The organism is Bacillus sp. LR_5, from assembly GCF_042709275.1.
This window is the reverse complement of sequence record NZ_JAVAXX010000638.1, coordinates 1-964: the sequence shown is the minus strand read 5'-3', so window position 1 is coordinate 964 and position 964 is coordinate 1. Positions and strand designations below refer to the sequence as shown.

Genomic DNA, 964 nt, shown 5'->3' with positions numbered 1-964 from the left:
GGGCTATATTTATGGAACGTTTACTATGACAACTAAACCAGGTGTATAATATTTTCTTGACAGAGTCTGCATAAAGTTATAAGATATCATATGGTATGTATTTCAACCCCACGATAAGCCCCGGAACTTATTGTGTTGTGAAATAGAACGTAATCGAAGTTTATTGAAAATGACAGATCATTTAGGAGGGAAATTCAATGCGTACAACACCTATGGCTAACGCAAGTACTATTGAACGCAAGTGGTTAGTTGTTGATGCTGCTGGCAAGACTTTAGGTCGTCTTTCTTCAGAAGTTGCAGCTATCCTTCGCGGAAAACACAAACCAACTTACACACCACACGTTGATACTGGAGATCATGTGATCATCATCAACGCTGAAAAAATCGAGTTAACTGGTAAAAAGTTAACTGACAAAATCTACTACCGTCACACTCAACATCCAGGCGGATTAAAATCAAGAACTGCTCTTGAAATGCGTACAAACTACCCTGAGAAAATGCTTGAGCTTGCTATCAAAGGCATGCTTCCAAAAGGTTCTCTAGGTCGTCAAATGTTCAAAAAATTGAACGTATACCGTGGTTCTGAGCATCCACACGAAGCACAAAAACCTGAAGTTTACGAACTTCGCGGTTAATTAAAAAGGAGGTTACCAATTTGGCACAGGTTCAATATTACGGTACTGGCCGTCGTAAAAGCTCTGTAGCGCGTGTGCGTTTAGTTCCAGGAGAAGGTCGTATCGTCGTTAATAATCGTGAAATCAGCGAACACATCCCATCTGCAGCTCTAATCGAAGATATCAAACAACCATTAACTTTGACTGAAACAGCTGGCACTTATGATGTTTTAGTAAACGTACATGGAGGCGGCTTATCTGGTCAAGCTGGAGCAATCCGTCACGGTATCGCTCGTGCTTTGCTTGAAGCAGATCCAGAATACCGTACAACTCTTAAACGTGCAGGTCTT

General features: G+C 41.2%; 2 protein-coding genes. Both read left to right on the top strand.

All coding sequences use genetic code 11. The annotated features are described in order from the left end of the window. Window positions 1–197: 197 nt before the first annotated feature. A complete protein-coding gene (gene rplM, locus RAC86_RS39155) occupies window positions 198–635 on the top strand; it encodes a 50S ribosomal protein L13 (protein WP_003241966.1) in 438 nt (145 codons plus the stop codon). A gap of 20 nt (window positions 636–655) precedes the next feature. Then, window positions 656–964 (top strand): 30S ribosomal protein S9 (gene rpsI, locus RAC86_RS39150; protein WP_377887002.1); only part of this gene is annotated, 309 nt, incomplete at its 3' end.